The organism is Ensifer sp. LBL (assembly GCF_050435225.1).
GTDB lineage: Bacteria > Pseudomonadota > Alphaproteobacteria > Rhizobiales > Rhizobiaceae > Ensifer.
The window spans coordinates 59,294-85,398 of record NZ_JBNDJY010000008.1; the positions used below are offsets into that span (position 1 = coordinate 59,294).

Annotated in this window: 18 protein-coding genes; 6 read left to right on the forward strand and 12 right to left on the reverse strand. The window is 63.1% G+C overall.

Translation table 11 applies throughout. The annotated features are described in order from the left end of the window. Positions 1-102: 102 nt before the first annotated feature. Complete coding sequence (locus tag OKW20_RS27425; protein WP_429177299.1) at positions 103-1,032, reverse strand: VOC family protein; 930 nt, start codon at positions 1,030-1,032, stop codon at positions 103-105. A 235-nt stretch (positions 1,033-1,267) separates the two neighbouring features. Here OKW20_RS27425 and OKW20_RS27430 point away from each other — a divergent pair, with 235 nt between their 5' ends. Both OKW20_RS27430 and OKW20_RS27435 read left to right on the forward strand, forming a co-directional pair. Beyond that, positions 1,268-3,094 carry a sensor histidine kinase gene (locus OKW20_RS27430; RefSeq protein ID WP_429177302.1) on the forward strand — a complete coding sequence of 609 codons (1,827 nt, stop codon included), beginning with the start codon at positions 1,268-1,270 and terminating at the stop codon, positions 3,092-3,094. Further along, complete coding sequence (locus OKW20_RS27435) at positions 3,091-4,452, forward strand: sigma-54-dependent transcriptional regulator (protein WP_043613385.1); 1,362 nt, start codon at positions 3,091-3,093, stop codon at positions 4,450-4,452. Before OKW20_RS27430 ends, OKW20_RS27435 begins: the two co-directional genes overlap by 4 nt. 289 nt (positions 4,453-4,741) lie before the next feature. On the opposite strand, the gene OKW20_RS27440 is transcribed toward OKW20_RS27435, so the two are convergent. The 4 genes from OKW20_RS27440 to OKW20_RS27455 are packed head-to-tail and all read right to left on the reverse strand — an operon-like array spanning position 4,742 to position 10,044. Then, a complete protein-coding gene (locus OKW20_RS27440) occupies positions 4,742-6,343 on the reverse strand; it encodes an ABC transporter ATP-binding protein (protein WP_429177306.1) in 1,602 nt (533 codons plus the stop codon). Between the two features lies 1 nt (position 6,344). Further along, positions 6,345-7,475 carry an ABC transporter permease gene (locus tag OKW20_RS27445; RefSeq protein ID WP_043613392.1) on the reverse strand — a complete coding sequence of 377 codons (1,131 nt, stop codon included), beginning with the start codon at positions 7,473-7,475 and terminating at the stop codon, positions 6,345-6,347. After that, positions 7,468-8,391 carry an oligopeptide ABC transporter permease OppB gene (gene oppB, locus OKW20_RS27450; RefSeq protein WP_034799616.1) on the reverse strand — a complete coding sequence of 308 codons (924 nt, stop codon included), beginning with the start codon at positions 8,389-8,391 and terminating at the stop codon, positions 7,468-7,470. The genes OKW20_RS27445 and oppB overlap by 8 nt, the downstream gene beginning before the upstream one ends. Positions 8,392-8,445: 54 nt before the next feature. Continuing rightward, positions 8,446-10,044 (reverse strand): peptide ABC transporter substrate-binding protein, encoded by a 1,599-nt coding sequence (locus tag OKW20_RS27455; protein ID WP_429177309.1) that lies wholly within the window; start codon positions 10,042-10,044, stop codon positions 8,446-8,448. Positions 10,045-10,802: 758 nt separating this feature from the next. Between OKW20_RS27455 and fba the strand changes: the two genes are divergently transcribed. After that, entirely contained in the window at positions 10,803-11,846 is a 1,044-nt protein-coding gene (gene fba, locus OKW20_RS27460; protein ID WP_043613395.1) for a class II fructose-bisphosphate aldolase, read from the forward strand. A 140-nt stretch (positions 11,847-11,986) separates the two neighbouring features. Here fba and OKW20_RS27465 read toward each other — a convergent pair whose 3' ends face one another. Beyond that, positions 11,987-12,799 carry a MerR family transcriptional regulator gene (locus OKW20_RS27465; protein ID WP_192449734.1) on the reverse strand — a complete coding sequence of 271 codons (813 nt, stop codon included), beginning with the start codon at positions 12,797-12,799 and terminating at the stop codon, positions 11,987-11,989. 226 nt (positions 12,800-13,025) lie between these two features. Here OKW20_RS27465 and OKW20_RS27470 point away from each other — a divergent pair, with 226 nt between their 5' ends. Continuing rightward, positions 13,026-14,294: a 4-aminobutyrate--2-oxoglutarate transaminase gene (locus OKW20_RS27470; RefSeq protein WP_429177312.1), complete on the forward strand. Its 1,269-nt coding sequence runs from the start codon at positions 13,026-13,028 to the stop codon at positions 14,292-14,294. A gap of 257 nt (positions 14,295-14,551) precedes the next feature. Then, complete coding sequence (locus tag OKW20_RS27475) at positions 14,552-16,027, forward strand: NAD-dependent succinate-semialdehyde dehydrogenase (protein ID WP_429116716.1); 1,476 nt, start codon at positions 14,552-14,554, stop codon at positions 16,025-16,027. A gap of 122 nt (positions 16,028-16,149) precedes the next feature. Here OKW20_RS27475 and fabI read toward each other — a convergent pair whose 3' ends face one another. The 4 genes from fabI to OKW20_RS27495 are packed head-to-tail and all read right to left on the reverse strand — an operon-like array spanning position 16,150 to position 21,326. Then, on the reverse strand, positions 16,150-16,935 hold the full coding sequence (gene fabI / locus OKW20_RS27480; protein WP_034799607.1) for an enoyl-ACP reductase FabI: 786 nt from the start codon (positions 16,933-16,935) through the stop codon (positions 16,150-16,152). A 17-nt stretch (positions 16,936-16,952) separates the two neighbouring features. Next, positions 16,953-18,137, reverse strand: coding sequence for an acetate/propionate family kinase (locus OKW20_RS27485; RefSeq protein WP_429177315.1), 1,185 nt, complete (start codon positions 18,135-18,137; stop codon positions 16,953-16,955). Position 18,138: 1 nt separating this feature from the next. Then, entirely contained in the window at positions 18,139-19,095 is a 957-nt protein-coding gene (locus tag OKW20_RS27490) for a phosphate acetyltransferase (protein WP_429177317.1), read from the reverse strand. A gap of 14 nt (positions 19,096-19,109) precedes the next feature. Further along, entirely contained in the window at positions 19,110-21,326 is a 2,217-nt protein-coding gene (locus OKW20_RS27495; RefSeq protein ID WP_429177319.1) for a DUF3141 domain-containing protein, read from the reverse strand. Between the two features lie 358 nt (positions 21,327-21,684). Here OKW20_RS27495 and htpG point away from each other — a divergent pair, with 358 nt between their 5' ends. Beyond that, complete coding sequence (gene htpG, locus OKW20_RS27500; protein ID WP_429177321.1) at positions 21,685-23,574, forward strand: molecular chaperone HtpG; 1,890 nt, start codon at positions 21,685-21,687, stop codon at positions 23,572-23,574. A 93-nt stretch (positions 23,575-23,667) separates the two neighbouring features. Here the strand turns inward: htpG and OKW20_RS27505 are convergent, their stop codons facing one another. Continuing rightward, positions 23,668-24,852, reverse strand: a complete 1,185-nt coding sequence (locus OKW20_RS27505) for a CaiB/BaiF CoA transferase family protein (RefSeq protein WP_429177323.1) — start codon at positions 24,850-24,852, stop codon at positions 23,668-23,670. A gap of 11 nt (positions 24,853-24,863) precedes the next feature. Next, the gene (locus tag OKW20_RS27510) at positions 24,864-26,051 is read right to left on the reverse strand and encodes an acyl-CoA dehydrogenase (protein WP_034799596.1); all 1,188 of its coding nucleotides are present in this window, start codon (positions 26,049-26,051) and stop codon (positions 24,864-24,866) included. Between the last annotated feature and the right edge of the window lie 54 nt (positions 26,052-26,105).

Here is a 26,105-nt window from a genome sequence, read left to right on the forward strand (position 1 = left end):
CAAAGCGTTGGCTTCACGGTTTCGACGAAACTGTGAACCGTTCTGTGCAAGTGCCGGTACCGGAGGCTCGCCGCAGCGGCGAGCCTTCTCTGTCTTGGTCTCCTAGTCGATCTTCTCAAGGTGGCTTTCGAGGATCGGACGCAGGTGCTTGTGCTGCTGCGGCAGTTTCAGGGCCTCGCCGAGATGGGCAAGATCCTCGTCCCGCTCGAAGCCCGGCTCGTTGGTCGCGATCTCGAACAGCACGCCGCCCGGCGTGCGGAAGTAGATCGCCCAGAAGTAATCGCGGTCGATGACCGGCGTCACCTGATAGCCCGTGTCCATCAGCGCCTTGCGCACCTCGAGCTGCTTTTCGCGGTTCTCGACGGCAAAGGCGATGTGATGCACCGAGCCTGCCCCTTGCGAAGCGCGGCCGATGTTCGGCATCGTTTCGAGGTCGATGACGCGGGCATCGTTGCCGCCGGGCACGATCAGGCGGGTGACGCCATCCTTGCGATCGAGTTCTTCGTATCCCATGAACTTCAGAAGCTCGGCCGTCGCGCCTTCGTCGCGCAAACGCAGGGCTGCGGAATGAAAGCCGCGGATTGCATGGTCCGCCGAAATGCCGCCTTCCGTCCAGGGCGCCCGCCCGTCGTCCTTGACCTCGACGAGTGCGAAGCCGTCGCCGTCAGGACCGGCAAAGTTCAGGCGCTTTTCACCGAAGGTTTCCTCATCCTTGAGACCGGTGACCCCCAGCGTCGCCAGCCGCTCCTTCCAGAACCCGAGCGAGCCTTCAGGTACAGAGAAGACGGTGGTTCCGACTTCGCCGGTACCGGCGCGGCCGCGCGGCATCTGCGGGAATGGGAAATAGGTCATGACCGTGCCAGGCGTGCCGGCTTCGTCGCCGTAATAAAGGTGATAGACATCGGGCGAGTCGAAGTTGACCGTCTTCTTGACCCGACGCAGGCCGAGCGACCTGGTGAAAAACAGGTTGTTCTCCCGCGCATCGCCCGCCATCGAGGTGACGTGATGCAGACCCTTGATCTGATTGAGCATTGCCGTGATCCTTTTCTCTCCAGCGCCATCGGGCGCTCCGTTGGGTCTTAGATGCGCCTATCCGCTCCTCAGCGAAAGACGGCCGCAACCAAACGCATTGTCAACACGACATTGACGACACCCGAAACTCGTCAACAGACAGGAATTCCGGAGGCGACTTGTGAGCCCTCGCCGCGATGCTTAAGATCGATCGTCGGCATTTGCTGCGGCAACGCGAGGAGGGGCGCGTATATCTGTGAAACATCGCTTGGTCCTGGCGTTCCTGCTGTTGCCGCTGCTTGCAGCCATGCTGGCATGGAAAGGCTATGCGGTCACGACCGACAGCTATTTGCGCGAGGCAAGCGCCCAGGCGACGACGGCGCTTCGCCTCGCCGTCACCGCGCTCGACGGCCACCTCAACCGATACCAGGCGCTGCCGGCGCTGATTGCGGATCATGACGACGTCCGCGAACTCGTCACCCGCCCACGCGACCGGCGGCTAAGGGAGGCCGTCGACAGCTACCTCAAGGACATCAACGGCCTGCTGCAGTCCTCGGACATCTACGTGATCACGCCGGATGGCAACACCATCGCCGCCAGCAACTACGACGGGCCGACGAGCTTCGTCGGGCAGAATTTCAGCTACAGGCCGTATTTCCAGGAAGCGCTTCGCGGGCAGCAATCGCGGTTCTATGCGCTCGGGACCACATCGCTGAAGCGCGGCTATTTTTTCGGCTCCCCGATCCGGGTCGGAAACGAGATCCGCGGCGTCATGGTGTTCAAGGTCGATGTCGAGCGCATCGAAGCCTCCTGGCAGGGCGGCGAGTACAAGATTTTCGTCTCCGACCCGGAAGGCATCATCTTCATGTCCGGCGATCCGGAGTGGCTCTACGCGTCGGTCCTGCCGCTGACATCGGACCGGCTGGCACGAACCGAGGCCTCCAGGCGCTACGCCGACGCCACCGTGCACGCCCTCCCCGTCGTGGAGCGCGTCTCCTCCGATCGTCACTTCCTCACCGTCTCGGCCGGAAACTCGAGCCGCGAATACCTGATGCTTTCGCAGCGGATGCCCGACGCCGACTGGACCGTGAACGTGCTGGTCGACACCGCATCGGTGCGAACACAGGCGCTGACGACTGTCATCGCCGCCCTGCTTCTGCTCTGCCTTGCCGGCCTCGGCGTCGCCATAATTTTCCAGCGGCGGGCACGGCTCAACGAGCGCCTGTCGATGCAGGCGGAAGCGCAGGCCGAGCTGGAGCGCCGCGTCGACGAACGCACCGCCGACCTCGCGCGCGTCAACGCTCAGATCGAGGAAGAGATCGCCGAACGGCGGCTGACGGAGAAGCAGCTGCGCCGCACGCAGGCCGATCTGATCCAGGCCGGGAAACTGGCGGGACTCGGGCAGATGTCGGCCGCCCTTTCACACGAATTCAACCAGCCGCTTGCCGCCGCCAAGACCTATGCCGACAGCGCCGCACTGCTGATCGAGCGGGGTCGGTCCGACGAGGCGACCGATAATATCCGCCGCATCTCCGGGCTCGTCGACCGCATGGCGGCAATAAGCAAGCACCTGCGCAACTTCGCCCGCAAGCCGAACGAGAAACTCGGGCCCGTTCTCGTCGAGGACGTGGTGCGCGATACGATGGAGATCGTCTCGGTTCGGCTGAAGGCGGCGGCAGCGAGCATCGATATCGATCTCGGCGACGAACCGCTCGTCGTTCGCGCCGGCTCGGTGCGCCTGCAGCAGGTGCTCGTCAACATCATTTCCAATGCCGCCGATGCTGTCGAAGGGCTCGATGACCGCACCATCCGCCTGCGGGCGCGACAGGAAGACCGCAAAGTCGTGCTGACCGTCAGCGACCCGGGACCGGGGATTGCGCCGGCGATTGCCGAGCGCATCTTCGACCCGTTCTTTTCCACAAAGGGCGTGGGCAAGGGGCTGGGCCTTGGCCTTTCGATTTCCTATAACATTATCAAGGATTTCGGCGGAAGCCTTATCGCCACCAACCCTGCGGGCGGCGGCGCCGAGTTCCGCATCGAACTCGCTGCCGAAAACAGCAATGCCCGGGAGGCCGCTGAATGATCGAGAGCCGGATCCTGCTCGTCGACGACGAAGAGGATGTGCGCCATTCGAGCGCCCAGGCGCTGGAACTCGCCGGTTTCCGCGTCGACGCCTTTTCGGCCGCCGAACACGCGCTCGAATTCATCAGCTACAGCTTTCCGGGTGTCGTCATCAGCGATATCCGAATGCCGGGCATGGACGGCATGACGCTCCTGCAGCGCATCCGCGAGATCGATGCGGAAGTGCCGGTCATTCTCATCACTGGCCATGGCGATGTGCAGCTTGCCGTTCGCGCCATGCGCGAAGGCGCCTATGATTTTGTCGAGAAGCCCTTTGCAGCCCAGATGCTCGCCGGCACGATCCGCCGGGCGCTGGACTGGCGCGCGCTCGTTCTCGAGAACCGGCGGCTGAAGGCGGTGGCCGGCAAGCGCGACGACATCGAGCAACGACTGCCCGGGCGAAGCCAGGTCATGGTCGACCTGCGCTACCGTATCCGCGCACTGGGCGCGGCCGATGCCGACACCTTGATTATCGGCGACACCGGCGTCGGCAAGGAGGTTCTGGCCCGGACGCTGCATGACCTCAGCACCCGCGCCAACAGCCCGTTCATCGCCATCAACTGCGCCGCATTGCCGGAAAACCTGATCGAAAGCGAACTCTTCGGCCATGAGCCCGGCGCCTTCCCGGGCGCCATCCGTCCGCGCTACGGCAAGTTCGAACATGGTCGCGGCGGCACGATCCTGCTCGACGAGATCGGCTCGATGCCATTCGATCTGCAGGCAAAGTTTCTGCGCGTGCTGCAGGAACGCGTTATCACCCGGCTCGGGTCGAACGAGCAGGTGCCGCTCGACGTGCGCTTCATCGCCACCAGCAAGGTCGATCTTGAGAAGGAAGTGGCAGCCGGACGCTTCCGGGCGGACCTCCTCTATCGCCTCAACGTCGCAACGCTCCGCGTGCCCTCGCTTGCGCAACGACGCGCCGACATTCCGCTGCTCTTTCTGCAATTGGTCAGGGAGTCGGCTGCACGTTACGGCCGGGATGAGGTGGAAATTTCCCAGTCGATGCTGGCCGAAATCGCCGAGCGCGACTGGCCGGGCAATGTGCGCGAGCTGCGCAACGCCGCCGAGCGGCTGGTGCTCGGGCTCGACGCGGCCCCCGACGATAGTGCACGATCGGAGAACGGCAACCGTCTTGCCGACAAGGTCGCAGCCTATGAAAAGGGTCTCATCGCCAGCGCCATCGCCGCCCATGGCGGCGCGCTGAAGCCCGTCTACGAGACCCTCGGCATCTCGCGCAAGACCCTCTACGAGAAGATGCAGAAGTTCGGGCTCGACAAGAAACTGGTCGCCGCCGACTTTTCTGCGGACGGCGAGCATTGACCCGGCCCGGCGCCTAACCCGACGCCCTTGACCGGCGCCTCGCCGGTTGGATCGGTGCACCGGCCCGATGCGCCGAGCGGCAACGCCCGCGCACAGAAACCGCTACTTTATTCTGCGTCGGCAGCCGCGACGAATTCGACCTTGATGCGATCCGGGTCTTCCATGAAAAAGCGACCTCCGATCATGGCGCATACGGCAAGTCGCAAAGGCGAGGGCGCAGTGCGCAAACGTAGGCAACAAAAAGGGGACGCGATCGCTCGCGTCCCCGGCAATGGTCACGGCGACCGGCTCAGACGTTGAAGGCAGCGCCAATCAGCGTCTTGGTATAGGGCTGCTTCGGCGCCTCGAAGATCGCGTCGGTCTCGCCTTCTTCGACGATCTTGCCGTTCTTCATGACGATCACGTAGTCCGACATCGCCTTCACCACCGAAAGGTCGTGGCTGATGAAGATGTAGGAAAGCCCGTGTGAGCGTTGCAGGTCGCGCAGCAGTTCGATCACCTGGCCCTGGACCGAACGGTCGAGCGCCGAGGTCGGCTCGTCGAGGATGACGACTTTGGGCTTCAGGATCATGGCGCGGGCAATGGCGATGCGCTGGCGCTGGCCGCCCGAGAACTCGTGCGGGTAGCGATTGCGGGAGGCGGGATCCAGCCCCACCTCCTTCAACGCTTCCGACGCCCGGCGGTCACGGTCGGCACGGGTGAGCTCGGGCTCGTGCACGTGTAGCCCCTCGGTGATGATTTCGCCGACGGTGCGCCGTGGCGAAAGCGAGCCGTAGGGATCCTGGAAGACAAGCTGCAGCGTGCGGCGCAGCGGCCGCATCTGGCCACGGTCGAAGCCGGAAATATCCGTCGTGCCGAAGCGGTAGTGACCGCTGCTCGGCAGGAGCCTCAGGAGCGCTCGGCCGAGCGTCGACTTGCCGGAACCGGACTCGCCGACGACACCGATCGTCTGCCCTTCTTTCAGGCGCAGATTGACGCTGTCGACGGCGCGGAAGACCGACTTGCCACCCTTAAAGAGACCGCCGCCGATCTGGTAGTCGACGCAGACGTCGCGGCCTTCCAGGATGATCGGCGCGCTGTCGGGCGGAGATGCCTTGCGGCCGCTCGGCTCGGCAGCCAGCAGCATCTTCGTATAGTCGGCCTGCGGCCGCTCGAAGATGTCGGCCGTCGTGCCCTGTTCGACCACTTCGCCACGGCGCATCACGGCCACGCGGTCCGCGAAGTGCTTGACGATGCCGAGGTCGTGGGTGATCAGCACGATCGCCATGCCGAAGCGCTGCTGCAGCGACTTCAGGAGATCGAGGATCTGCGCCTGGATCGTCACGTCGAGCGCCGTCGTCGGCTCGTCCGCAATCAGCAGATCCGGCTCGTTGGCAAGCGCCATGGCGATCATCACGCGCTGGCGCTGGCCGCCCGAAAGCTCGTGCGGGTAGCTGTCGATACGGCGTCCCGGCTCGGGAATGCCGACAAGTTCCAGCAGTTCGAGCACACGTGCCCGCGCCTGTTTGAACGAGCCGCCCCGGTGATGGACGATCGGCTCGGCGATCTGGCGACCGATCGGGTAGAGCGGGTCGAGCGAGGTCATCGGCTCCTGGAAGATCATGGTGACCTTCGCGCCGCGCACCTGGTTGAGCACCTTCGGCGGCAGGCCGACAAGCTCCTGCCCGCGGTAGCGGGCCGAGCCGGTCACGGTGCCGTTCTTGGCGAGCAGTCCCATGATGCCCATCATCGTCTGGCTCTTGCCGGAGCCGGACTCGCCGACGACGGCAAGCGTTTCGCCGGTGCGCACATCGAGGTCGATGCCCTTGACCGCCTCGACGGTACCATCGGGCGTCGAGAAGTTTACCTTGAGGCCGCGAACGGCCAGGATGGTTTCCTTGGTATCAGCCATGTCAGCGATCCTTCGGGTCGAGCGCGTCGCGCAGGCCGTCGCCGACGAAGTTCAGCGAGAACAGCGTCAGGACGAAGAAGATGGCCGGGAAGATCAGAAGCCACGGCGCCGACTGGATGTTGTTTGCGCCTTCCGAGATCAGCGCGCCCCAGCTCGTCAGCGGCGCCTGAACGCCGAGGCCGAGGAAGGAGAGGAAGCTCTCGAGCAGGATCACCTTAGGCACGACGACGGTCACGAAAACGATGACCGGGCCGATCGTGTTCGGGATGATGTGCCGGCGGATGATTTGCCAGTCCGTCAGACCGAGCGCCTGCGCGGCGCCGACGAATTCTCGACGTTTCAGCGCCAAGGTCTGGCCGCGCACGATACGGGCCATGTCGAGCCATTCCACCGCACCGATCACCAGGAAGATCAGGATGAACGAGCGGCCGAAGAACACGACGAGCACGACGACGAGAAAGACGAAGGGCAGAGAATACATGATCTCCACCAGACGCATCATGACGTTGTCGACGCGCCCACCGATATAGCCCGATGTCGCGCCGTAGACGACGCCGATGCCGAGCGACACGAGGCTCGCGAGCAGGCCGACGGCGATCGAGATCTGGCCGCCGAGCATGACGCGAACGAGCAGGTCGCGGCCGTTGGAATCCGTGCCGAAGGGGAAATATTCCCGGTCGACCTGGCCGGTCACCTTCAGCGTCTTGCCGTCGTTTTCCGATGCCACCACCTGGGTATCGCGGAATTCGTTGGCGCGGTCGAAGTAGCGCGTGGCACGGGAATCGATCGGCTGTTCGGAGGTAATCGTAGCGGTGAAGGTTTCACCCTCGAGATTGAACTCCTTCAGCGTGACGCGTGCCCGGGTGGCGACACCTTCCATCACGTCTTGAAGCGTCGACGTATCCGGCCGCGGCTCGAGGCTCGGGCTGATCGAGACGTAGGACGGAAACACCTGGTCATAGGTGTGCGGAACGAAGAACGGACCGAGGAACGAGAACAGTGCGATCAGCGCCAGCATGAAGCAGCCGGCCATGGCGGCGCGGTTGCGCTTGAAGCGCATGGCGGCGAGCTGGAAGAGGCTGCGCCCCTTCGTTTCCGGCGTCGACGCCGGGGTCTGGGCGATATCAGTCATGGCGGACCCTCGGATCGAGCAGGCCGTAGAGAATGTCGACCAGGAGATTGAAGACGATGACGAAGATGGCGACGAGAATAACCGTGCCCATCACCAGCGTGTAGTCGCGGTTGATAGCGCCGAGGACGAAGTAGCGGCCGACGCCCGGGATGGTGAAGATCGTCTCGACGACGGCCGAGCCCGTCAAAAGGGCCGCGGCGCAGGGCGCCAGATAGGAGACGACCGGCAACATCGCACCACGCATGGCATGGGTGACGACCACCGTTCGGGATGGCAGGCCATAGGCCTTGGCCGTTCGGATATGGTCGGTATGCAGCGCCTCGATCATCGAGCCGCGCGTCAAACGCGCGAAAACTGCAAGCTGCGGCAGCGCCAGCGCGATCATCGGCAGGATCAGGAAGCGCAACGATCCATCACCCCAGCCACCGGCCGGCAACCATGCGAGCACGATTGCAAAGACCAGCGTCAACACCGGGCCGACGACGAAATTGGGCACGGTGACCCCTATCGTCGAAAACGACATGATGGTGAAATCGAGCACGCTGTTTTGCCGCAGCGCGGCGATCGTTCCGGCGGTGACGCCGCCGATCAGCGCGATCAGCAACGCGTAGAAGCCGAGCTCCATCGAATAGGGCAGACCCTTGCCGATCAGTTCAGCGACGTTGTTGTCCTTGTAGACATAGCTCGGCCCGAAGTCGCCGGTCACCGCATTGCTGAGATAGTGCGTGTATTGGCGCCAAAGAGGCTGGTCGAGCTGGTACGTCTTCATCAGGTTCGCCATCGTTTGTGGCGGAAGAGGACGCTCGAGATTGAAGGGACCACCAGGGGCGAACCGCATCAAGAAAAACGAAATGGTGACGACGATAAACAAGGTCGGCACCGCACTCGCCAATCGGCGAAGGATGAAGGAAATCATGGACGTACTCCGGAGGCGACGCGCGGCCTTCCGACCGCGCGTCGTCCCTGTTCGTTATTCGGCGATGCTCAGGAACTTGCTGAGGTGCTCGTTCGGAGCATTGTCCGCCCAGCCCTTGACGCGGCTGGCAACCAGCCACAGGTCGGCCTGGGTCAGAAGCGGAGCGATCGGCTGTTCCTTCATCAGCAGCGCTTCGGCGTCATGCATCAGCTTGGAGCGGGCTGCCGGGTCCTGCTCGTCGTAGGACTTCTTCATCAGGCCGTCGAATTCAGCGTTTTCGAAGTGGCCGTAGTTGAAGGTCTTGTTGGAGCCGACGCTGAGCGCCAGGAAGTTCTCGGCGTCCGCGTAGTCAGCCTGCCAGCCGGCGCGGGCAACGTTGAACTTGCCGCCTTCCTGCAGGTAGGCGTAGTGCGAGGACACGTCGAGGTTCACCAGCGACACCTTGGCGCCGAAGGTGTTCTTCCACATGTCGGCGACGGCAGTCGCGACGCGCTCGTGGTTCGGGTTGGTGTTGTAGCGCAGCTCGATGTCGAGCGGCTTGCCACCTTCGCCGTAACCGGCTTCCTTCATCAGAGCGATGGCTTTGTCTTCGCGGTCGAGCTGCGACATCGTGCTGAACTCGGCCTTGGACGGCTCGCCGTAGCTTTCAATGCCCGGGGGAACCATCGAGTAGGCCGGCAGCTGCGAGCCAGCGTAGATTTCCTTGGCAAGGAAGTCGCGGTCTACAGCCATGGAAAGGGCCTGGCGGACGCGAACGTCGCTATAGGGCTCCTGGCGGGTGTCGAAGGCATAGTAGTAGGTCGCGAGCGACGGCGAGACGTGGACCTGCTCGCCGTAGGACGTGCGCAGACGGTCGATCTGGTCAGCCGAGAAGTTATAGACGAGGTCCATTTCCTTGGCTTCGAAGCGGCGAACCGAGGCAGCCTGGTCGTCGATCGGATAGAAGATGACCTTGTCGAGCTTGACGTTGGCGGCATCCCAATAGTTGGCGTTCTTGACGACGGTCAGGCTGTCGTTCGGAACATGGGCCTGCAGCGTGAACGCGCCGTTCGAAACCATGACGCCCGGCTTGACGAAGTCTGCGCCGTTCTTTTCGACGCTCGCCTTGCTGACCGGAAGTGCGGTCTGGTGCGCGAGCAGTTCGAGGAAGAACGGAGTCGGACGCTCAAGCGTGATTTCGACCGTCTTTTCGTCGATCGCCTTTACACCCAGCTGGTCGGTCGGCACTTCGCCCTTGTTGACCTTTTCAGCGTTCTTGATCGGGAAGAGAATGTTGGCGTAACCGGCAGCAGTCTTCGGATCTTCAACGCGACGGAAGGAGAAGACAAAGTCTTCGGCCGTCACCGGCGAACCGTCGGACCACTTGGCGTCGGCACGCAGCTTGAAGGTGTAGACCGTGCCATCGTCCGAAAGCTCCCACGTCTCAGCAACACCGGGGACGATCTTGGCAGAGGCGTCATAGATCGTCAGGCCCTCGTAGAGGTCCTTGAGGATGAACGCTTCGATATTGATCGAGGTGTGGTGCTGGTCCAGCGTCTGCGGCTCACCCGCGTTGCCACGATGCAGGACAGCTTCGGCGAGCGCCGGGCTTGCTCCGATAAGCAGCGAGCCGATCAGCGCGGCAGCACGCAGGTTGAGTTTCAGTGAAGCCATTTTGTTTCTCTCCTTCCCCTTTTTTGGGTTTGTGATCGCAGGAGAGAAGTGCAAATCGTTCGCGAACGCAAGGCGGATTCTGCGACTGTCTGCATCTTTATCTATAGGCAGGGAATCGACCTACCCCATAGGTTGTATTTTGTTTGCGATTCTTTTCATCGCCTTTGCGACGACATATGACGTGAACAGGGCATTTCTGCGAAATCTACTGCAACGTTTTAGGTCCGCGCTTTTCCTCGGCCGGATCGCGCTTCGAATCATCCCCGATGCAAAGTTTGTGAATTTTAGCGGCAGTTTACGTAATCTGCGCAAAGAAAGAGGGGCATTGCCGCAATCTTCTTGCGAGCCGTTCAGCTCCTGTCGACAGACTGTTTCCGACAGGGCATCTACCACTATAGTGCAGAAGACGAAACCAGCGCCCAGGGGTTGCATTCAGGCCCCTCGACTCCGCCTCCTCTCAGCCACCACCAGAAAGTGAAAACACTTCACACTGAAGGTGTTGCATCCAGTCCACAGTAAAATCGATTGAAGCGAGTTTCGACCTCTGGCAACCTGCCTATTGCCCGGTTGTCAAACCACTTCGATGAACTATTGTGCGCCTGACTTCGGTGGGCGCGACCAATTCGCGCGCGCCGTCACGCCGCACGAAAAAGCCGGCCATCGACTTTGCCATCGATGCATTTCGTGCGGTTCATCGGCCGGATTGTTTTTGTGGTGCGCCGCATAGGTTGCACCGAGTATCCAAAGGGAGATAGCGAATGGCATTGATCACATTGCGGCAACTGCTCGACCATGCGGCGGAGAACGACTACGCGCTGCCGGCGTTCAATGTGAACAATCTGGAATACATTCAGGCCGTCATGCGCGCCGCCGATGCGACCGACAGCCCGGTCATCCTCCAGGCAAGCCGTGGCGCCCGCTCCTACGCCGGTGACGCGTTCCTGCGCCACCTCATCCTGGGTGCCGCGGAAGAATATCCGCATATCCCGGTCTGTTTGCATCTCGACCACGGCGACCAGCCGTCGACCTGCATCTCGGCCATCACCAACGGATTCACCTCCGTCATGATGGACGGCTCGCTGGAGAAGGACGGCAAGACCGTTGCCAGCTATGAATACAATGTCGCCGTCACCGCGGAAGTCGTGAAGATCGCGCATGCGGCCGGCGTTTCGGTCGAAGGCGAACTCGGCTGCCTCGGCAACCTTGAAACCGGCGCCGGCGACAAGGAAGACGGCCACGGCTTCGAAGGCAAGCTGTCGCGCGAAGAACTGTTGACCGACCCGGACCAGGCGCTGGATTTCGTCACCAGGACCGGCGTTGACGCGCTGGCCGTCGCGATCGGCACCAGCCACGGCGCCTACAAGTTCACCCGCGAGCCCGATGGCGACATCCTGTCGATCGAAACGATCGCCAAGATCAACAAGAAGCTGCCGAACACCCACCTCGTCATGCACGGCTCGTCGTCGGTGCCGAAGGATCTCCAGGATCTCTTCAACACCTATGGCGGCAAGATGAAGCCGACCTGGGGGGTTCCTGTCTCGGAAATCCAGAAGGCGATCCCGCTTGGCGTGCGCAAGGTCAACATCGACACCGACCTGCGCCTCGCCATGACCGGCACGATCCGCAAGAACTTCGCCGAGAACCCGGAGAACTTCGACCCGCGCACCTACCTGAAGCCGGCAACCGCGCTGATGACCGAAGTCTGCCGCGAGCGCTTCGAAGCCTTCCGCACCGCCGGCAAGGCCTCGAAGATCCGCACGCTGCGCCTGCCGGAAATGGCAAAGCGCTACGCGGCTGGCTGATCCGACTAACCCCGCGCCGGATCACCGGATCGGGGAGCAGACGGCTTGTCTAAGCTCACAACACCAATCGGCGCGCGGTTCTATTCAAACCGTGCGCCGATTTCGTTTCAGTTGGGAAATGCCGCGTGACCGTCCGACGATTAGAACGTCGGCGGCGTATTGACCCAGAGAAGCACGGTCTCGCCGTCGTGACGGTTCGCCCAGGCGTGCCGCCGCTTGCTTTCGAAATAAAGCGAGTCGCCGACGCCGAGGTCGTAGAACTGGTCGCTGTCGAGAATGAACTCGACACGGCCGGAGAGGACATAGACGAACTCCTCGCCCTCGTGCCCATAGGCGCCTTCGCTTGACGCGCCCGGCTCCAGCACGAAGCGGTGGCAATCCATCTGGTTGCGGCCATCGGCCAAAAGCTGCACCGTGACGCCGGGGGTCGTGCGCGGCCATGTCCGCCATTCTCCGGCCCGAACGACGGCGCGCGCATCCGCCTCCTCTTCACCGGCGAGGCTGGAAACGGTGGTGCCGAAGAATTCAGCGATGTTGTGCAGCACTGCGACCGAGACGCCCTGCGAGGTGCGCTCCAGCGTCGAAAGCACCGAGGCGGCGATGCCGATCTCACCGGCGACCTGCTCCAGCGTCTTGCCGGCGGCGTGCCTGAGGCTGCGCAGCTTGCGCCCGACCTGGTTTTCAGGGCCGTCGCTCGCCGCCGATGTGGGCTGATCGTCCGCAGCCCCTTCAGCGTCCAGCGCCTCACGGATCGCAGCCGGATTGAGACCGCGCTCGGCCCGGAACCAGGAGATGCGCTTCAACCGGGCAAGATCGTTCTCGGTATACTGCCGATGTCCCGTCGGCGAGCGCTCGGGCACAACGAGACCCTGCGTCTCCCATAGTCTCAGCGTCGAGGCGGAAACACCCGCCAATCGTGCCGCTTCGGCGACCTTGTAGCGCACTGCGCCCATTCCAATTTCCCTTTACCGCTCAAGCGGCGCTGCCCGAATCCTTGCAATTCCGGCGTGTCCGCAACCTTAGCCGCCGCGATCGAGATCTGACAAGAACGGCGCATCAGCAACCGTGGTGTCTCGATCACCAAATTTGATTTGCAATCGACTGTGAAAGGTGTACCACTTCCACAATAAACTTGCAGAAAAAATGCAATATATTAACTCCAGACGACAGGAACGCGCCATGACCAGCCTCACCGACCGCAAGAACGCCGCCATCTCGCGCGGCGTCGGCATGACCACCCAGATCTACGCCGATCGCGCGGAAAATTCGGAAATCTGGGACAAGGAAGGCAATCGCTACATCGATTTCGCCTCCGGTATCGCCGTCGTCAACACCGGCCATCGCCACCCGAAGGTCATCGAAGCGGTCAAGGCGCAGATCGATCGCTTCACCCACACCTGCCATCAGGTCGTTCCTTACGAAACCTACGTGCATCTCGCCGAGCGCCTCAATGCGCTGACGCCGGGTGACTTCGCCAAGAAGACGATCTTCGTGACAACAGGCGCCGAGGCTGTCGAAAACGCCGTCAAGATCGCCCGTGCTTCGACCGGCCGCCAGGCCGTCATCGCCTTCAGCGGCGGCTTCCACGGCCGGACCTTCATGGGCATGGCGCTCACCGGCAAGGTCGTTCCCTACAAGGTCGGCTTTGGCGCGATGCCGGGCGACGTCTTCCACGCCCCCTTCCCGATCGAACTGCACGGCATCACCACCGAACAGTCGCTCACCGCATTGAAGAAGCTCTTTGCTGCCGACGTCGATCCGGGCCGCGTCGCGGCGATCATCCTTGAGCCGGTTCAGGGCGAAGGTGGTTTCTACCCGGCCCCCGCCGCCTTCATGAAGGCGCTGCGCGAAATCTGCGACCAGCACGGCATTCTCTTGATCGCCGACGAAGTCCAGACCGGCTTTGCCCGTACCGGCAAGATGTTTGCAATGGACCACCATGATGTCGCGCCCGACATCACCACCATGGCGAAAAGCCTTGCCGGCGGCTTCCCGCTTGCCGCCGTCACCGGCCGCGCCGAAGTCATGGATGCCCCGGCCCCAGGCGGCCTTGGCGGCACCTATGGCGGCAATCCGCTCGGCATCGCTGCAGCCCATGCCGTGCTTGATGTCATCGCAGAAGAGAAACTCTGCGAACGCGCCGAACAGCTTGGCGGCCGACTGAAACAGCGCCTTGCCGCGATCCGCGAGCAGGCACCCGAAATCGTCGACATCCGCGGCCCCGGCTTCATGAACGCCGTCGAGTTCAACGACGTGAAGACCAACCTGCCGAGCGCCGATTTTGCCAACAAGGTGCGCCTGATCGCACTGGAAAAGGGCCTGATCCTCTTGACCTGTGGCGTGCACGGCAACGTCATTCGTTTCCTGGCGCCGATCACCATCCAGGACGAAGTCTTCGCCGAAGCGCTCGACATTCTCGAAGCCTCGATCCTCGCGGCGCGCGCGTGATCCTCGACCGGGCGCCCGCCAACGCGGTTGCCCGGTGCATAATTCCTCAATTCGGAATCGACTTGAGGGTAAAATTATGCAGCAATTCAAAGTGCTACGGCGACCTTAGCGCGTCTTGAAAGACGTGCGGCGCTGTGGGTGCTGCGCGCCAATTTCAAACGCGCAATGCTCGGGTGCCGGGATAAGTCGGCACCCGCAAGAACAAGCAAAAGCGGGCCTGCCGTCTCGCGGCAGGCCATCGCCGGAGGATGCCCGCCATGACCTTGACCCCCGCCTTGACCAAGCACTTGCGTGACGCCGACCTGTTCGCGTCGCTTCATACCGTTCCGGAGGCCGGCAGGAACTGGGCGGGCGCAACCTTCGACGTCTTCAATCCATCGACCGGCGAAAAGCTGGCGACGCTGCCGGATATGGGCATCGACGAGGCCCATGCGGCAATCGAAGCTGCGGCCAAGGCGCAAGTTCTCTGGGCGGCAAAGCCCGCCAAGGACCGGAGTGCCGTGCTTCGCCGCTGGTACGACCTGATCGTCGCGCATGCAGACGACCTTGCCGCCATCCTGACGGCTGAGATGGGAAAACCGATCGGCGAATCGAAGGGTGAAGTGCTGCATGCTGCGGCCTATGTCGAGTGGTATGCGGAAGAGGCCAAGCGTATCTATGGCGAAACCTTCCCGGCCCCGGCCAACGACCGGCGCATGCTTGTGATCAAGCAGCCCGTCGGCGTCGTTGGTACGATCACGCCGTGGAACTTCCCGGCTTCGATGGTCGCCCGCAAGATCTCGCCGGCCCTTGCCGCCGGCTGCACCATCGTCTTGAAGCCGGCCGAACAGACACCGCTCGTTGCCGGCGCGATGTTCGTGCTCGCCGAAAAGGCCGGCTTCCCCACCGGTGTTGTCAACCTGCTCTATGCCGCAGAAGGCGCCGCGATCGGCCGCGAACTTTGCAGCAATCCCAAGGTGCGCAAGATCAGCTTCACCGGCTCGACCGAGGTCGGGCGGCTGTTGATGCGGCAATGCTCCGACCAGATCAAGAAGGTCAGCCTCGAGCTCGGCGGCAACGCCCCCTTCATCGTCTTCGACGACGCCGACATCGACGAGGCGGTGGACGGCGCAATCCAGGCGAAATTCCGCAATGCCGGCCAGACCTGCGTCTCGGCCAACCGTATCTATGTGCAATCGGGCGTACACGATGCCTTTGCCGAAAAGTTCGTCAGGCGCGTCGCAGAGCTGACCGTCGGCGACGGCTTTACGCCCGGCGTTACACTCGGCCCGATGATCGACAGGCACGCGATCGAGAAGATCGAGGCGCATGTCGCCGACGCCGTTTCCAAGGGCGCCAAGGTGCGCGCAGGCGGCCACCGGATCGGCGCGTCAGGCACCTTCTTCGAACCGACTGTTCTTACCGGCATTTCGACCGACATGCGCGTCGCTCAGGAAGAAACCTTCGGCCCGATCGCCCCGATCATTCGCTTCGAGACGGCCGAACAGGTGATCGCCGAGGCCAATGACACGATCTACGGTCTTGCCGCCTATTTCTACGCCGAGAACCTGAAGCGCGTCTGGCATGTGGCCGAAGCGCTGGAATACGGCATGGTCGGCATCAACACCGGCCGCATGTCCTCGGAAGCCGCCCCCTTCGGCGGCATCAAGCAATCGGGCATCGGCCGCGAAGGCTCACGCCACGGGCTCGAAGACTATCTTGAGATGAAATATCTCTGCATGGGCAATATCTGACCCGTGCGGAGACCCGGCGGCTAAAGCGCGTCGCGATCTTTCAGGATCGCCCCCGCGCTTTACGCCGTTGATTTGCCGCATGTCGCCGCCGCAAAACCGCTGCGCACTTTTGCGCGACGAGCTTAGTCGATGATGTGGTAGCCGCCGTCGACATAGAGCACCTGGCCCGTGATCAGACGGGCGGCGTCATGCGCAAGGAAAGCGGTGGCCGCGCCGACGTCGTCGATGTCAATCAGTTCGCGGCTCGGCGATTTGACCTTGGTCTTTTCGAGCAGCGCGTCGAATTCGGGAATGCCGGAAGCGGCGCGTGTCGCCAGCGCGCCAGGCGAAATGGCGTGCACGCGGATCCCTTTCGGACCGAGTTCGGAGGCAAGGTAACGCACGGCACTTTCGAGCGCCGCCTTGGCGACGCCCATGATGTTGTAGTTCTCCACCACCACCTGTGAGCCGTGATAGGTCATGGTGAAGAGCGTGCCGCCGTTCTTCATCAGCGGCTCGGCGAGATGCGCCATGCGGATGAAGGACCAGCAGGAAATGTCCATGGTCTTCAGGAATCCCTCGCGCGGGACATCGACGACGCGGCCGCCGAGCGTATCCTTCGGCGAAAAGGCGATCGAATGGACGACGAAGTCGAGTTCACCCCAGGTCTTCTCGATCTCCTCGAACACCGCTTCCATTTGCCCTGGCACGGCCACGTCGAGCGGCAGGAAGATCGGCGCTTCGATTTCACGCGCCAGGGGTTCGACATGAGGTTTCGCCTTGTCGTTCAGATAGGTGACCGCCACCTCCGCCCCGAAAGCGCGGAAGGCACGGGCGCAGCCCCAGGCGATTGACCGATCGTTGGCAATGCCGACGATCAGGCCCTTGCGGCCGTCCAGGAGTTTGGCCTTTGCGACAGGAATGGACATCAATTGTCTCCGATGGATCAGGCTGCGCGGGTTTTAAGCAGTGCAAGCGTGTGGCGGGCGATCATCAGTTCCTCGTCGGTCGGGATGACGTAAAGCGCAACGCGGCTCGAAGGCGTCGAAATCAGCGTCGCGCCGGCCTCGTTGGCGACTGGGTCGAGTTCGGCCCCGAGCCAGGCGATGTTCTCGGCGATGCGGGCGCGGATCTGAGCGGAGTTCTCCCCGACGCCCGCCGTGAAAACCAAGGCGTCGACGCCGCGGAGCGCGGCTGCCAGCATCCCGACATTGAGCCCTGAGCGATAGATGAAGTGGTCGATCGCGAGCTTGGCATGGGGATCCGCGCTTGCAAGCAGGTCGCGCATGTCGTTCGAGACGCCTGAGAGCCCCTTGAGGCCGGCCTCGTGGTAGAGCAGGTCGGAAACGGCCTGAGCGCTCATGCCGCGTTGCAGGATCAGATAGAGCACGACGCCCGGATCAAGCTGGCCGGGCCTGGTTCCCATCGGCAGGCCGTCGAGCGCGGTAAAGCCCATGGTGCTCTCGATACTATGACCATCACTGAGGGCGCACATGGAGGCACCACTGCCGAGATGGGCGACAATGACGCGACCACCTGCGACCGAAGGCGCCACATCCCGCAGACGCTCTGAAATGTACTCATAGGAAAGGCCGTGGAAGCCGTAGCGCCGGACGCCGTCCTCATAGAAGCTGCGCGGCATGGCGTAGCAGTTCACCTCTTCCGGGTGGCCATGATGGAAGGCGGTATCGAAACAGGCGACCTGCGGTACATCCGGATTGATCGCCATCGCCTGACGGATCGGCGCAAGATTGTTGGGCTGGTGCAGCGGTGCCAGATCCTGATAGCTCGCGAGGCGATCAAGAACGTTCGCATCGATCAGCACCGGCGCCGCATAATCGGGGCCACCATGCACCACGCGGTGGCCGACCGCCCGCAGGGTGAAGCCTTCCAGCGTCAGCAACCAGTCGCGCGCCGCCGCGATCGCTGCCGGCAAGTCGCCAACGACACCCGCATCATAGCTTTTGTCGATCAGCACGGTCCCGTCGGCAGTCTTTGCCTGCAGGCGGGGACGGGTGCCGATGCCACCGATCTGGCCCTTGATCTGGCGCTCGAGCCCCTGATCCGTGATACCGAACACTTGGAACTTCAGGCTCGACGAGCCGGCATTGACGACGAGAAGCGCGTCCATGTCACACCGCCGCGACTTGCGAGGTCCGCCGACGCGCCGCGTAGAGCGAGGCGACGGCGCAGGAGGCGAGACGCGTGCGCACGGAGTCCGCCCGCGACGTCAGCACGATCGGGACGCGGGCACCCAGCACGATGCCGGCCGCATCGGCATGGGACAGGAAGGTGAGGTTCTTCGCCAGCATGTTGCCGGCCTCAAGGTCCGGCACCACCAGGATCTGGCTGCGCCCGGCGACCGGCGAGGTGATGCCCTTGATCCGTGCCGCTTTCGGGTCGATCGCATTGTCGAAGGCAAGCGGACCGTCGAGCAGGCCGCCGGTGATCTGGCCGCGCTCGGCCATCTTGCAGAGTGCCGCCGCCTCGATCGTCGAGGGGATCTTCGTCGTTACGGTCTCGACCGCCGAAAGGATGGCGACCCGCGGCTCGCCGAGCCCGATCGTCACCCAGAGGTCGATGGCGTTCTGCACAATGTCGCGCTTGGCTTCGAGGTCGGGGAAGATATTGATGGCGGCATCGGTGATGAACAGCGTTTCGCTATGCCCCGGCACGTCCATGATGAAGACGTGGCTGATCCGTCGGTCGGTCCTGAGTCCGGTCGCCGACGCCGCGACCTCCTTCATCAGCTCGTCGGTATGCAGGCTGCCTTTCATCAACAGCTCGCCTCGCCCCTCCCGGATCATCGCCACCGCTTTGGCCGCCGCCGCATGGCTGTGCGGCGCATCGACGATCTCGCTCCGGCCGAGATCGAGGCCATGTTCGGCGGCAACGCTGCGGATCTTTGCTTCCGGCCCGACCAGAACGGGCGCGATCAAGCCCATCTGCGCGGCCTCCAGCGCACCACGCAGAGAGGTTTCGTCACAGGGATGCGCGACGATGGTAACCGCCGGCGTTTCATCTCGCGCGGTGGCGATCAGGAGATCGTATTTGGACTGCTCAACCGGCAGTTCAGTTACTTCGGACACGTCGATTCCCCCCATCAGGATGCAGTGCGATTGCGAATGGTCTTGCCCGCCGCGATCGGAACCGGCGGCTCGCTCTCCAGCCGGAAAAGCGCGGCAACCTGCTGCAACCGCTCGGCAGCGACGCCCGTGACGGCCCCGGATGCCTCCAGCACCTCACGAAGGGCCGTAAAGGCGCTGCGACGCTCCTCGACCGCTTCCGGCAGCAGCTTCGGAAGGGTAGCGAGCGCCTCCGCCTCGTCGATCAGCAGCATGAAGTACTGCTCCCGCATCACGGTCTTGAACTCGGCCAGGCTCAGCCGTTTCGCCTCTGGATGGGAAAGCCGAAGCCGGCGAACGGCCTCAAACCCGCGTTCGTCCGCGCCGCCGCGCACCATGCCGACAAAAGTCAGGGCTCTGGCAAGGCCTTCGCAGGTTCCACCCTCGGCCATTCGGGCCTTGAGTTCGGCGATCCGCGCCTTGACGAGTTCCTGGTGCAGCAGGCTCTTCTCCGCCTTTCGCGGCGGCTGCTTTGTGTTCGCGTCGATACCGAGCGCAGCCTGCAGGCTCGGAGCACCATAGATGGCGTGGAAGCTCTGCTCCGAAAGATACTCGGCCGTCCGCCGCCAGGTCTCGAGACCATCGATGATCTGCTGTGACAGTGCCTCCTGCCAGGCGATGAACGGGTTGCCGGTGGCGGCAGGTTCCCGGTTTTCGCGAACATGGTCCGCGAGCGCCGACGTCCAGGCCATGAACGGATTGTCCGGTCCGAAAAGCGCATATTGCAGGCGCAGCGGGTGCATGTTGCGCATTGCCTCTGCCACGGGCGGCGTCGCCGCGGCCTTGACCATCGGCTGCAGGTAAGTGCGGTAGAGCGCCAGATTGATCTCCGAGAGCTTCGCCGCGGTGGCGAAGCGCCTGTCGTCCTCGATGTCGTTTCCGCCGAGTGCGCGGATATCTTCAAGGGTGCGCGGCTCGCAGCGCATCAGCCATTCGCCGGAGACGAGCGCCCGGCCCTCGACAGCTTCGCTTGCCGGCGTCAGCACCGCCTCGTAAAGCCCGGGCGGCAACACGTCGATCAACTCGATGTTGGAGGCGAATTCGTCATGTTCTTTCCGCGCGACGCCAGCGGAGACGAAAATGCCGAGATGGCCCACGGTCTCGTGCACGGTGTAGACGATCGTCTGGCCGTAGGCGCGGATTTCGTCGACGCTGTCGTAGAGGTCGAGGATCCAGTCGAGCGCCTGTTGCGGCGGGGTGATGTTGTCGCCCTTGGAGCAGAAGACCACGATCGGCGAGCGGATGTTGCGCAGGTCGATCGCGGTGCCGTCGGAGGTTCGGATCTCGCCGGCGGCAAGCTTGTTGCCGACGAAGAGTTCGTCGACGATGAACTGCATCTCCTCGGCATTGAGCGTGACATGGCCGCCCCACCAGCGTTCGAAGCCGAGGTAGCGCGCCGCCTCCGTGTCGATCTTCGAATAGAGATTGTATTGCTTGGTCCAAAGCGTATTAGCCGGATTCTGGTTCTCGAAGTTCTGCACCAGCCAGGCGCCATCGAAAATGCCGCCACCAAGGTCGCCGGTCAGCGCCGTCAGCCAGCTGCCGCCGAGAAGCCCGCCGGAATAGCGCATCGGGTTCTGCCCGCGCACCCCTGCCCAATAGGACAGTGGCGCGCCGGCAATGATGATCGGGCCGAAGAGTTCGGGACGCAGTGCCGCAACGATCGTGACCGCCCAGCCCGCCTGGCAATTGCCGATCACGCAGGGCTTTCCGTCCGCCTGCGGATGGCGGGCGATGACGGTTTCGAGGAAACCGGCTTCGGCAAGCGCGATGTCCTCGATCGTCTGGCCGGGAACCGGATCCGGCAGGAAGCCGATGAAATAGCAGGGATGGCCCGCTTTCAGCGCCACGCCGATCTCGCTGTCAGCCTTGAAGCCACCGATGCCGGGGCCGTGCCCCGCCCGGGGATCGACGACGACGAAGGGACGCTTCGTCGGATCGATCGTGACACCCTCGGGCGGAACGATGCTGACCAGCGCATAGTTCACCGGCCGGACGAGCGTGCGCCCATCGGTAACAAGCTGGGCCTCGAACTCCAACACGTTCGGCGCAGTCTGGGTGCGGTGTTCCTCATATTGCGCCCCACGCTGGCGCATCACATCGAGAAAGAGGACCGAGCGCTGCCAGGCATCGAGCGAATAGGAATAGGCATCTGCGAAAGTCGGGATGGTCGGGCTCGTGGAATGCTTGGGCATGATGTCCACTCCTCGGTGCGATTGAAGGTCGGCCCCGTTTCCAAAGCCAATAGAACAACGCAATTCGTCTCGCATTGACCTTAGTCAAAGAGACAGGCGGCAGGGCCGCGATATGAACTCGGCATGATAACCCAAGGCCATTGCCCGGGTCGAAGCAGCATAACTGCGGAGTGTTACGGCGATTTGTCGCCCGCGCGACTTCCTCGCCGTGGACCCCGTTGAAGAAGCTTCGTTTCGCTAGCGTTCACTGATCTTTCGCACTGCAGCATTATCCAGAAATGGGGAGCGCGCAAGTCAGGCCTTGAAATTCCGAACACCGCTTGCCAATTGGGGCGAAACCCAAAGGAGTTGCCAGGCAATGAGCGAAATCGAAATGTCCGTAGAGAAACATGTCTTCGAAGCCGATGTGGCGCGACTGCTCCATTTGATGGTGCATTCTGTCTATTCCGACAAGAACGTCTTCCTCCGCGAACTGATTTCGAACGCCGCGGATGCCTGCGAGAAGCTGCGCTACGAAGCGATCGTCTCGCCGGAGCTTCTGGCCGGTGACCCGACCCCACGCATCACGCTGAAGCTGGACGAGGAAAACAACCGGCTCGTCGTCGAGGACAACGGCATCGGCATGAGCCGCGACGAGCTGGTCGAAGCGCTCGGCACGATCGCCCGCTCGGGCACCCGCGCCTTCATGGAGCGTATCGAAGCCGCCCAGGGCAAGGAGGGCGCGCAGCTCATCGGTCAGTTCGGCGTCGGCTTCTATTCCGCCTTCATGGTCGCCGACAAGGTGGACGTGGTATCGCGCCGCGCCGGTTCCGAGCATGCCTTCCTGTGGTCGTCGGACGGCAAGGGCAGCTACACCGTTTCTGCAGCAGAGCTTGCCGACGCCCCGGCGCGCGGCACCCGGATCACGCTGCACCTGATGGAAGACGCCAAGACCTACACGTCGCGCTGGACCGTCGAGCGCATCGTCAAGGACCAGTCCGGCCACGTGCCTGTGCCGATCTCGATTCTCGAAAAGCCCGACGCCGAGCCGGTCCAGATCGGCGATGGCACCGCGCTCTGGACGAAGCAGAAGAGCGAGATCAGCAAGGAAGACTACGCCGATTTCTATCGCGGCGTCGCCGGCCAGTATGACGATCCGGCACTGACGGTGCATTTCCGCGCCGAAGGCCGGCACGAATATACGACCCTTGCCTTCGTGCCTGGCTCGAAGCCCTTCGATCTGTTCGACCCGGACCGCAAGGGTCGGATGAAACTCTACGTCAAGCGCGTCTTCATCACCGACGAGGCGGAATTGCTGCCGCGTTACCTGCGCTTCGTGCGCGGCCTCGTCGATACGTCCGACCTGCCGCTCAACGTCTCGCGCGAGATGATCCAGGAAAGCCCGCTGCTCGCCAGCATCCGCAAGGGTGTTACCAACCGCGTGCTGACGGCAATCGAGAAGCTGGCGGAGAGCGAGAAGGAAACGTTCGACAAGCTCTGGGAAAACTTCGGCAGCGTGCTGAAGGAAGGCATCTACGAAGACTACGAGCGCCGCGAGCAGCTGGTGGCGCTGTCGCGCTTCCGTACCACCACGTCGGATGAGAGCCAGCGCAGCCTTGCCGATTACGTCAAGGACATGAAGGACGGCCAGTCGGCGATCTATTACCTGACCGGCGACAACCTCGCCCAACTCAAGGCCTCGCCACAGCTCGAAGGTTTTCGCGCCCGCGGCATCGAAGTGCTGCTCCTGACCGATCCGGTCGACAGCTTCTGGGTAACGTCGGCACCGGATTTCGACGGCAAGCCCTGGAAGTCGATTACGCAAGGGGCGGCCGATCTCAGCGCCATCTCCAAGCCCGAAGGCGGCAAGGAAGAGGCCCCACAGGCGAGCCAGCTGGTCATCGACTTCGTCGCCTTTGCCAAGGAAACCCTCGGCGCGGCCGTCTCGGACGTGCGCACCTCCGACCGTCTGACGGAAAGCGCGGTCTGCCTGGTGGCGCCCGAACACGGCCCCGACCGCCAGCTTGAAAAGATGCTGCAGGGCGCCGGCCGTCTCGAGGACGCCCCCAAGCCGATCCTCGAAATCAACCCGGGCCACGCGCTGATCACCGCCATGGCCGCAAGCCCCGCCGGCGACACGGCGTTCCGCACAGACGCCGTTCAACTCCTGCTCGACCAGGCCCGCGTGCTTGACGGCGACAAGCCGCAGGATCCGCGCGGCTTCGCCGAACGGCTGTCGCGCGTCTTTGATCGCGCATTCAAGGCCTAACGACAAAGCCCTGGAAATCTCTCCGATTTCCAGGGCTTTTCGTTGTTTTCTTGAGGTCGTGCCTTAACGAGACACTCGGCGTCTCACGTAGCGTTAATCGCGCTTTGACACGTCCATCCCGATTTCCGCCAACACTTCGGCCGTATGCTCTCCAAGCCGCGGCACGCCGCGATCGAGTGCCAACTCGGCGGCCGAAAACCGGATCGGCGTCCGAACCCCGGGCGAGGTACCGGCAGCAGCACCCGAGTGCGGCGTATCCACCCGCATCTGCCGATGCTCGATCTGCGGATCGGCAAAGACGTCGGCGACGGTGTTGATTGGCCCGCCGGGCACACCGGCATCTTCGAGCAGCTTCAACAGCGTGTCGCGCTCGATCTTCGCCGTCTCGGCTGACAGTTCCGGCGTCAGCGTATCGCGGTTCTGCACGCGAAGCGCATTGGTCAGAAAACGCTCGTCGGTCGCAAGATCCGACCGTCCGAGCAAGGTGCAGAACTTCACGAACTGGCGGTCGTTACCAACAGCGACGATCAGGTGACCATCGGAAGTAGGGAAGACCTGATAGGGCGCGATGTTCGGATGCGCATTGCCGAGCCGGCGCGGCGCCTTGCCGGAGACCAGGAAGTTCAGCGCCTGGTTGGCGAGCACGCCGGTCATGCAGTCGAGCAGAGCCATGTCGATCTGCTGCCCCTCGCCGGTGCGCTCGCGCTGGGCAAGGGCTGCCTGCACGGCGATCACGCCGTAGAGACCGGTGAAGATATCGGCAAAGGCGACGCCGATCTTCTGCGGCTCGCGGTCGGGCTCGCCGGTCAGGTCCATGATGCCACTCATGCCCTGGACGATGTAGTCGTAGCCGGCGCGATGGGCATAGGGGCCATCCTGGCCAAAGCCAGTCACCGAGCAGTAGATCAGCCGCGGATTGATCTTCTTCAGGCTCTCGTAGTCGAGCCCATATTTCGTAAGCCCGCCAACCTTGAAGTTCTCGAGCAGCACGTCCGACTGGGCGGCAAGGCGGCGCACGGCCTCCTGCCCTTCCTCGGTCGTGAAGTCGAGCACCACGGACCGCTTGCCGCGGTTGCAGGCGTGGAAATAGGCGGCGTCCAGCTTCTCGCCGTCCTCGCCCGCAACAAAGGGTGGGCCCCAGGTGCGGGTGTCATCGCCATCAGGGCTTTCCACCTTGATAACGTCGGCACCGAGATCGGCCAGCGTCTGGCCGATCCATGGGCCCGCCAGAATGCGGGCCAGTTCGAGCACACGAATGCCCTTCAGCGGCGTTTCCATGACGGCACCGCTCAGAAGAAGGCCTGAAGGCCGGTCTGGGCGCGACCGAGGATCAGCGCATGAACGTCATGCGTGCCCTCGTAGGTGTTGACGGTCTCGAGGTTCACCATGTGGCGCATGACCTGGTATTCCTCGGAGATGCCATTGCCGCCGTGCATGTCGCGGGCCATGCGGGCAATGTCGAGCGCCTTGCCGCAATTGTTGCGCTTGACGATCGAGATCATTTCCGGAGCCATGCGGCCTTCGTCCATCAGGCGGCCGACGCGCAACGACCCCTGCAGGCCGAGCGTGATCTCCGTCTGCATGTCGGCGAGCTTCTTCTGGAAGAGCTGCGTCTGGGCGAGCGGACGGTTGAACTGCTTGCGGTCGAGGCCGTACTGGCGGGCCGCATGCCAGCAGAATTCTGCCGCACCGAGCGCACCCCAGGAAATGCCGTAGCGGGCGCGGTTGAGACAACCGAACGGACCCTTGAGGCCCTCGACATTCGGCAGCAGTGCCTCCTCGCCGACCTCGACGTTATCCATGACGATCTCGCCGGTGATCGACGCGCGCAGCGACAGCTTGCCAGCGATCTTGGGGGCGGAAAGGCCCTTCATGCCCTTTTCGAGCACAAAGCCACGGATGGCGCCGCCATGCGCTTCCGACTTCGCCCACACGACGAAGACATCGGCGATCGGTGCATTGGAGATCCACATCTTCGAACCGACGAGGCGGTAGCCGCTCTCGGTCTTGATCGCGCGGGTCTTCATGCCGGCCGGGTCAGAACCGGCGTCCGGCTCGGTCAGACCGAAGCAACCGATCCATTCGCCGCTGATCAGCTTCGGCAGGTATTTCTGCTTCTGCTCCTCGGAGCCATAGGCATAGATCGGATAGATCACCAGCGACGACTGCACGCTCATCATCGAGCGGTAACCCGAATCGACGCGCTCGACTTCGCGGGCAACCAGGCCGTAGGCGACGTAGGAAGCGCCGACGCCGCCATAGGTTTCCGAGACGGTAACGCCGAGCAGGCCAAGCTCGCCCATTTCGCGGAAGATTTCCGGATCGGTCGATTCTTCGCGGTAGGCGTCGATGACGCGCGGCTGCAGACGGTCCTGCGCATAGGCCCGCGCGGTGTCGCGGATCATGCGCTCGTCCTCGGTCAACTGATCGTCGAGGAGGAACGGATCATCCCATTGAAATTGCGTCTTGCCGGCCATGTTTCTCTCCCATCGGATTATTCGGCTCACGTTATCGCAAGGGGTGCATGGCGT

Excerpts from the sequence above, each read along its gene's own strand:
- OKW20_RS27425 (WP_429177299.1), bottom strand. The coding sequence starts at position 1,032 with ATGCTCAATCAGATCAAGGGTCTGCATCACGTCACCTCGATGGCGGGC.
- OKW20_RS27435 (WP_043613385.1), top strand. The coding sequence starts at position 3,091 with ATGATCGAGAGCCGGATCCTGCTCGTCGACGACGAAGAGGATGTGCGC.
- OKW20_RS27440 (WP_429177306.1), bottom strand. The coding sequence starts at position 6,343 with ATGGCTGATACCAAGGAAACCATCCTGGCCGTTCGCGGCCTCAAGGTA.
- OKW20_RS27445 (WP_043613392.1), bottom strand. The coding sequence starts at position 7,475 with ATGACTGATATCGCCCAGACCCCGGCGTCGACGCCGGAAACGAAGGGG.
- oppB (WP_034799616.1), bottom strand. The coding sequence starts at position 8,391 with ATGATTTCCTTCATCCTTCGCCGATTGGCGAGTGCGGTGCCGACCTTG.
- OKW20_RS27455 (WP_429177309.1), bottom strand. The coding sequence starts at position 10,044 with ATGGCTTCACTGAAACTCAACCTGCGTGCTGCCGCGCTGATCGGCTCG.
- fba (WP_043613395.1), top strand. The coding sequence starts at position 10,803 with ATGGCATTGATCACATTGCGGCAACTGCTCGACCATGCGGCGGAGAAC.
- OKW20_RS27465 (WP_192449734.1), bottom strand. The coding sequence starts at position 12,799 with ATGGGCGCAGTGCGCTACAAGGTCGCCGAAGCGGCACGATTGGCGGGT.
- OKW20_RS27470 (WP_429177312.1), top strand. The coding sequence starts at position 13,026 with ATGACCAGCCTCACCGACCGCAAGAACGCCGCCATCTCGCGCGGCGTC.
- OKW20_RS27475 (WP_429116716.1), top strand. The coding sequence starts at position 14,552 with ATGACCTTGACCCCCGCCTTGACCAAGCACTTGCGTGACGCCGACCTG.
- fabI (WP_034799607.1), bottom strand. The coding sequence starts at position 16,935 with ATGTCCATTCCTGTCGCAAAGGCCAAACTCCTGGACGGCCGCAAGGGC.
- OKW20_RS27485 (WP_429177315.1), bottom strand. The coding sequence starts at position 18,137 with ATGGACGCGCTTCTCGTCGTCAATGCCGGCTCGTCGAGCCTGAAGTTC.
- OKW20_RS27495 (WP_429177319.1), bottom strand. The coding sequence starts at position 21,326 with ATGCCCAAGCATTCCACGAGCCCGACCATCCCGACTTTCGCAGATGCC.
- htpG (WP_429177321.1), top strand. The coding sequence starts at position 21,685 with ATGAGCGAAATCGAAATGTCCGTAGAGAAACATGTCTTCGAAGCCGAT.
- OKW20_RS27505 (WP_429177323.1), bottom strand. The coding sequence starts at position 24,852 with ATGGAAACGCCGCTGAAGGGCATTCGTGTGCTCGAACTGGCCCGCATT.
- OKW20_RS27510 (WP_034799596.1), bottom strand. The coding sequence starts at position 26,051 with ATGGCCGGCAAGACGCAATTTCAATGGGATGATCCGTTCCTCCTCGAC.